This is a genomic window from Stygiolobus sp. RP850M (assembly GCF_037389295.1).
Taxonomy (GTDB): Archaea; Thermoproteota; Thermoprotei_A; order Sulfolobales; family Sulfolobaceae; genus Stygiolobus.
The window spans coordinates 1-6,566 of sequence record NZ_JBBHKU010000036.1 but is presented as its reverse complement, the minus strand read 5'-3'; the positions used below and the strand labels follow the sequence as shown (position 1 = coordinate 6,566).

The following is a 6,566-nucleotide window of genomic DNA, read 5'->3' as shown; positions in this document are numbered from 1 at the left end:
AATTCTTTAGTTGGTAGAGCTCCGGGTATTAGGGTGTGAGCTTGCAAATAACGTTGAAATAAATATTAATTACTGAAAAATTCTCAGTGTATCATATCATGCTTATGAAATAAATTGAAGATATCAACAAAGCAAAGAAGGAAGTAATCTTTAAATTAACCCATAAGGCTGTTACTAAAAAGCGTTTGTCATTAGGACATCAGCTGGTCTATATATTTCGCCTTCTTTTATTAAAAATGAAGAATCGACCAGGTTTTTTATTAAATTAGTTACCTCTTTGTCATCAACGCTAATTCCCTCCTTAGCCTCAATAGCTCTTTTAACATCACTCCATCTACAACCCCTCTTACAAACCTGCATTATCGTATAATATCTTTCCCTTGCCTCCTTCCTATTAGAGAGGAAGTTATTAAATTCCTCCTTGATTAACTCTACTGCAGCCGAAATAGTCTTCTCTAAAGCACTTTTATGATCCTTAAACTGCAAATAGTAAAACCCGTAATAAGTGAGCCAACCTGGAATACCTCCTAAATTATTATAAGCTTCTTCTAGCTCTTCCTCACTTACCTTTGCATTAGCCTCCTTAAACCCCCTCCTTAGAAACTCTATGGCAAGGTCTTTATTAAATGGGTTTACGTAAACTTCTGTCATAGCTCTACCATATAAGGGTGACTTAGCATCGCCCAGTTTTAAAAACTTATATACCATACCTATTTCACTCCCCGTAAATATAAAACGTAATTTTAAATTATCATAAGCGTAAGCAAGAGGATAGAGTAAATTATAACCACGTAACTTCCTCAACTCTTGCGACTCATCAAATACTATAACCACCCTCTTACCCTCTTTTTCACTTATCTCTGACAACCTCTCAAACAAGTTACTCATATCAACCTTATTTTCTTTACTCCAACCAAGCCTTAGTTCTATACCAGAAATACTAACACCTTTAACCCCTTTAAACAAGTTTTTCAGTCTTTCTGGGAACGAATTTAGAATCCTCTCGAGCTCTTGCACTAAGTCTTTATAGTTCAAATAAGGCTTCCCCTCATATTTCCTCAAATCTATATAAATCCATATTGCATCCTCTTCCTTCATTAAAACTTTAACTATTGACGACTTCCCACTCCTCCTAATTCCTAAGATCAGAGTGATTGGATAGTTAAGCCCGTTTTTAACCTTCTCGAGTTCAGCCTCTCTATCAAACAAATCCTTCGGGTCTTCTTTAGGTTTTGGGTCGAATAACAGGGTATCCCCCCAGTTACTGGATATCCCCCCAGTTAATAAGAGTATTCAACATTAAGTAAGGTTAAAAAATTTCTATTATCTTTCCTGAGTGTGGACATAGTGTCGTCGTTAAGCTACAAATTCTGGGATTAACCTTCTCTTCGACAAGACTAGGGTTATGGAGTACATCATGCTGCGAATGCTCCTATTTACTGCCTTCGTTGCTCTCTTGAATCTGATTAGCCTATCCCTTAATGAGAAATGAAAGGACTAGAGGGGTTAACTAGCTAGACAACCGTGTGGTCTTTCAACAAGTTATAATCGTCATTCACCCATCTACCCTCATCAGGCAAATACTTTCTGACCTCAAGGAAAGTACTCTCACCCCTATCCCCTAAAACGAGGTAAACTCCCAGCCTCGTGTACACGTAACAAGTGAAAACCCACTTGTAAAAAGCCCTAGCATTCTTGTACAAGTAAGTCCACATCTCATCAACAACCTTAGCAACAACCTTACCCTTAACTGAATCCTTAGCCCTACCCCACAACTCAACCAACTTCTCATACTTTTTCCTACCATAACGCTGTGAAAACAGTACCAAGAGGTACGTTAAGCATAGAAATAGCCCTAATACTCATACCATTAGTATTTTCAAAGCCTCCTCCCTCAACTTCCTAGAACGATAACTAGCATCACCCAAGAAGTACTTACCACAATCCCTACACAAATACTTCTGCCTACCCAAAGGCCTACCACACTTAACAACGTGATGACTACCACAAGAGGGACAAGAAACGTCTTGCCTAAATACAGGCTTCCTACCCGTCAGTGATACTCGTTATACAAATATAAATAACTTAACGACGACACTACCTCCACACTCTCAGAGTTACGATAAAAAGATTGTAGAAGAAAAATTAACTTGACAAGAGGAAACTTTACTGATATCAACATAATGCATAATCACAATACTTCAGGGGAGATATTAAGAAATAATTCCTACACTTACTAATTAAAACTTAATGATAAGCTCCCTAAAAGCACAAGGATGAATACCACTCCTTTATACTATGTAGTTTATATGGGTATATTTATGCGATTTAATTGCACACTTAAAACCCTAGTTTAATAAAATAAACCATGAACTTGTATGATCTATCGAGAGAAGTAAGATCTGTACTAAAAGAAGATAAAAGAGATGTTGGTGGGGTAATACACAAGGATAAATTAGCTTTCGTTCTAGTAGACGGCTTAGGGTGGAACATATCCCGAGGAATAGAAACTAGCGTTGAGCCCATAAAAATACAGTCTATATTCCCTTCTATAACTGTAACTGTATTTGCCACTTTACTAACAGCTAAGAGGCCTGGAGAACATGGTATTTTAGGCTGGAGAATATATAATAGAGAAGAAGGGAGGATTATTAACCTTATGAAAACCCTCAGAGAGCAAAGTATTGAATTGGACACATTCTTTACAAATACGGATTCTGTCTTCCTTATGCCTCAAGTAGCTACCAAGAGTCTGATGAATAAACTCCAAGTAGTTCCATACTATACTTACTGGGACGGATTATATAAATTCAAGGAATTACTTGAGAACAAACCGTCAAAGTTTATCTTCTTTTACATACCTTACGTAGATGCAGTATCTCATCAATACGGCCCATATCATGAAGCTACAACTGCTACTGCAAGAGATGTGATGAAGTCATTAGACTTGTTGGCCACGAGGTTCAAGGATAAATATACTTTGTTGATTACATCTGATCATGGGCACACAACTATAAACAAGAGCGTCAACTTAAGGGAAGATATAGAGTTCATGAAGGAAATGGAGTTCCCTCCATATGGAGACGCAAGAAGTCTAATGTTTAAGGGAAAAAGGCCATTATCAGTTCTCAAAAAATACGGTACGTTATACGAGAGGGAGGAAATAGAAAGACTTATAGGAGGAACTACAAATGTTCCAGACTTCTTACTAATACCATACGAAGGTATTAACGTGGTCTACTGGGAGGACGATACGGAACACACATATAAGGGGAGCCATGGTGGTCTAACGAAAGACGAGATGGAAATCCCTCTGTACGTTTATGAATAGCTATATAGTAAATTTATTAGTATAGATATTTTATACCTAAAACTTATAAATATGTTTATTATTATTTTTCACATGAAAAATCCTCTAAAGGAATGGGACGAACAAGGACTCTCTGCATTTCACATAAAGACTACCCTCGTGGCAAGTGCGGGGACTTTTGTAGACGGTTATGATCTAACTGCTGGGTCGCTGGTCTTTCCGCTGATCGAGAAGAGTTTAGGTCAAGGACTTGTAGGATCCTCTGAAATACTATTTCTAAGTATAATACTAGGCAATTTCTTGGGGGCAATAATATTCGGTTATTTAGCCAGACACGGAAGGAAAAAATTCTACGGAATAGACGCGATGCTAATGTCACTAGGTGCATTTGCTCAAGCTTTCATTTCAACTCCCCTTCAGCTAGCTGTGGTTAGATTTTTACTGGGTCTGGGTATCGGTGCCGATTACGTATTATCTCCTTTAGTGAACGCAGAATATGCTAATAGAAAGGACAGAGGAAAACTAATGGCAATCTCTGGAGGTCTAATGTGGAACGTGGGTGCTCTGGGCTCAACACTCATGACTTTAGCTGTAGCTAACTCTCTACCTCCAGATCTGGCATGGAGAATAGTTTTAGCGTCTGGTGCTATACCGGCATTAATCGTTATTTACGCTAGGAGAAAATTCCCTGAGACTCCTCGATATATGTTATATATAAAGAAAGATCCCAAGGAACTCCAAGAAAAATATGGAATAAAAGTAGATCAGACTCCTAACGTAAAAGTGGAATGGAGTAAGATTTGGCTTACTTTACTATTAGCTGCATTGACATGGTACATTTTTGATATTGCAGCTTACGCAGGCGTATTCTTCGGGCCTAACGTGATAGCTCAAAGTATAGGAGTTAACGGGATAATTTTCGAGTTGATAGTTCTACTAGCATTCGCTATTCCGGGTAATGTTATATCATTCTTCACAAACGACAAGCTAGGCAGGAAGTTTGTGCAAGCCGTAGGATTTACGGGAATGGGTATAGCAACAATATTGTTTGCTCTATATGGATTGAAATCCACAGCCTTAGTAGCTCTGTCATTACTCGGGCTAAGCAACATTATGTCTCAAATAGGTCCAGGGACAGTGGTAGGGTTTTGGGGGATAGAATTATTCCCTACTTTGATAAGGGGAGTGACCTCAGCTATTACGGTAATGGCTGGTAGGACCGGTGTTATAACTACGACACTATTAGTACCTATTATACTTCAATCCCAAGGTTTGCAGTTTACAATGATATTATTGGGCGTGATTTCATTAATGGGTGCATTAGTAACCATGTTCTTAAAAGAACCTAAGCATAAAAGTCTCGATGAGTTCGAGTATATTGAAGGTGAAATGGAAATGTAGTTACTTAGCTTTTTGATAATTTTTAAAATTTTTCGAATAAATCTTAAGAACTGAAAATTGTAACTGGAAAACTGGTAAGACTCGCTAGTTTACAATTATTTACAGCATTTACTGGAATTCTCGTGGATTGTTTAGAACGATGAAATTTATTGCCCTTCAGAACTTTTAATGGGGAAACATTAAGAGGAAAACTAAACCTATTATACTCGCTACGGCTTGAATTATAAAAGGTAAGACCGGGTAAAATGATAACATTAACGTATCTAAGTAGCTTGAGGGTAGTGAAAGAATTCCAGAGACTAACAGAAATAGACCGTAAGCGATTTCAAACCTTCCCTTATTCAAATAGTAAAATAAGGTTCAATCTTTACATATCCAATTTATTTATTACTATATTCTCGTTATCTATTTCCTTTAGTTTTTTATCTAAAGTGAGCAACTTCAAGTTGTAAGCCTTTGCAGTATAATAAATTATCATATCTATTAAGTCGCTATGTCTCCTATCATTTACAGCATTAATATACGCTGAAATAGGTATTCTTAATAGACGATACGTTTTAATTACGCTCTTCAAACCCGTTTTTACAATTTTAAAATCAACCTTAGTGCCCTCTTTTAATAACCTTCTAATTACCCACATCGCTTCAATTAGGGACAATTCGGTAAAGTATATTTCGTGCTTATCGAATTCCTTAATTATATTTAGTACGCTTTCCCCCACATCTATACCTAAAGGCGGTAATATGAAGCTGGTGTCAATTAGGATTTTCATGCTTATTTTGCTCCTCTTCACTAATTTTTTCTATTTCTTCTACCGACATTTTAGCAAATTTCTTACCTTTTAATGAAAGTAATATTGCGTTGTCTTGCTCTAAAATTATCTTATTGTCCTTCACCCTCAAAGACAGTATATCACCATCTTTTATGTTTAGCTCCTCTGCTATCGCTTTTGGAATATGAATAGTCAATTTTCTGCCTACACGTACTTTGGTCTTCACATTATTAAATAAGTCTGACTAATATAAAAATATTCACCCTGATATTATGCACGATCCATCTAGAGAATATGGAAAGACGCTGTTACGCGATAACTCATTACTTTACTTATCCACTTTACGATATTTACCATGTGTTAATAACGGGTATAAAACTGACTTCCTCCTCGCCAGCTAGAGTTTCCTCCTTATAGCTCCCACCACCGATTCGGATCTCATCTGGTAGTCAATCAAGTAGCTAAGAGTTTACCTCATTTGAAGGAATTGGGAGTAGGGAACTGAGAAAGTAAGGAAAGGGGCTTTAGTCCTTTTTTAGTCCCATAAGGGAAGGGAGGTATACTTACAAGCTACTCCTTCCTCAGTTCATTAAGCTGGGTAAGAGGGGCATTGAGTCAAAACTAGAAGTAGTTTATGACGACGATGAGTTAGTAGTGATGATGGCGCCAGAGGAGGACGAATTGAAGAACATTATTATTGACCTCCTTAAGAAGAGCCCAATGGACATTAAGGAAATACATAGTGTTCTAACTAACCTCGCAAGTGATGAGAAGATAAGGAAAGCACCTAACGAATTAGTAGGTTATCGATTTATACTATATATGGATATATAGTTAATTTACTTCTCTTTATTCTATTTTCGTAATCTTTATAAGTTATTGAGAATACGTTTTCATATGAATTTAAAGGACGTGCAGCAGTTATGGGACTTTAACGTAACTTAAAGATTTTCATCAGCCCCGGCGGTCCACCTAAATAACGTTCAACGAACCTGAGGAACGCCTCCACGCTCCTCAGGTTAAGAGCCCCCACCAGCTCCCTGACGACGTTGACCATGATGGTGAAGATCGTGAGGTAACCCT

The 6,566-nt window shown here is 37.4% G+C and carries 7 protein-coding genes and 2 pseudogenes; 3 read left to right on the top strand and 6 right to left on the bottom strand.

The window, feature by feature from the left end; all coding sequences use genetic code 11:
* Window positions 1-174 precede the first annotated feature (174 nt).
* Window positions 175-1,209 (bottom strand): AAA family ATPase, encoded by a 1,035-nt coding sequence (locus tag WIW52_RS03565; RefSeq protein ID WP_337708649.1) that lies wholly within the window; start codon window positions 1,207-1,209, stop codon window positions 175-177.
* Window positions 1,210-1,356: 147 nt separating this feature from the next.
* A pseudogene (locus WIW52_RS03560) lies at window positions 1,357-2,057 on the bottom strand (IS1/IS1595 family N-terminal zinc-binding domain-containing protein).
* Between the two features lie 311 nt (window positions 2,058-2,368).
* Here WIW52_RS03560 and WIW52_RS03555 point away from each other — a divergent pair.
* Complete coding sequence (locus WIW52_RS03555; protein WP_337708648.1) at window positions 2,369-3,331, top strand: alkaline phosphatase family protein; 963 nt, start codon at window positions 2,369-2,371, stop codon at window positions 3,329-3,331.
* A gap of 72 nt (window positions 3,332-3,403) precedes the next feature.
* Window positions 3,404-4,711 (top strand): MFS transporter, encoded by a 1,308-nt coding sequence (locus WIW52_RS03550; protein ID WP_337708647.1) that lies wholly within the window; start codon window positions 3,404-3,406, stop codon window positions 4,709-4,711.
* A 165-nt stretch (window positions 4,712-4,876) separates the two neighbouring features.
* Here WIW52_RS03550 and WIW52_RS03545 read toward each other — a convergent pair whose 3' ends face one another.
* Genes WIW52_RS03545 through WIW52_RS03535 form a run of 3 tightly spaced genes read right to left on the bottom strand, consistent with a single transcriptional unit; the run spans window position 4,877 to window position 5,709 of the window.
* Complete coding sequence (locus WIW52_RS03545) at window positions 4,877-5,056, bottom strand: hypothetical protein (protein ID WP_337708646.1); 180 nt, start codon at window positions 5,054-5,056, stop codon at window positions 4,877-4,879.
* Window positions 5,057-5,078: 22 nt separating this feature from the next.
* Window positions 5,079-5,483, bottom strand: a complete 405-nt coding sequence (locus WIW52_RS03540) for a PIN domain-containing protein (RefSeq protein ID WP_337708645.1) — start codon at window positions 5,481-5,483, stop codon at window positions 5,079-5,081.
* Complete coding sequence (locus WIW52_RS03535; protein ID WP_337702261.1) at window positions 5,467-5,709, bottom strand: AbrB/MazE/SpoVT family DNA-binding domain-containing protein; 243 nt, start codon at window positions 5,707-5,709, stop codon at window positions 5,467-5,469. The genes WIW52_RS03540 and WIW52_RS03535 overlap by 17 nt, the downstream gene beginning before the upstream one ends.
* Before the next feature lie 428 nt (window positions 5,710-6,137).
* Between WIW52_RS03535 and WIW52_RS03530 the strand changes: the two genes are divergently transcribed.
* Window positions 6,138-6,317, top strand: a complete 180-nt coding sequence (locus WIW52_RS03530) for a hypothetical protein (RefSeq protein WP_337708644.1) — start codon at window positions 6,138-6,140, stop codon at window positions 6,315-6,317.
* Between the two features lie 97 nt (window positions 6,318-6,414).
* On the opposite strand, the pseudogene WIW52_RS03525 reads toward WIW52_RS03530, so the two are convergent.
* Window positions 6,415-6,566, bottom strand: a pseudogene (locus tag WIW52_RS03525) (IS701 family transposase); the annotation flags it as partial.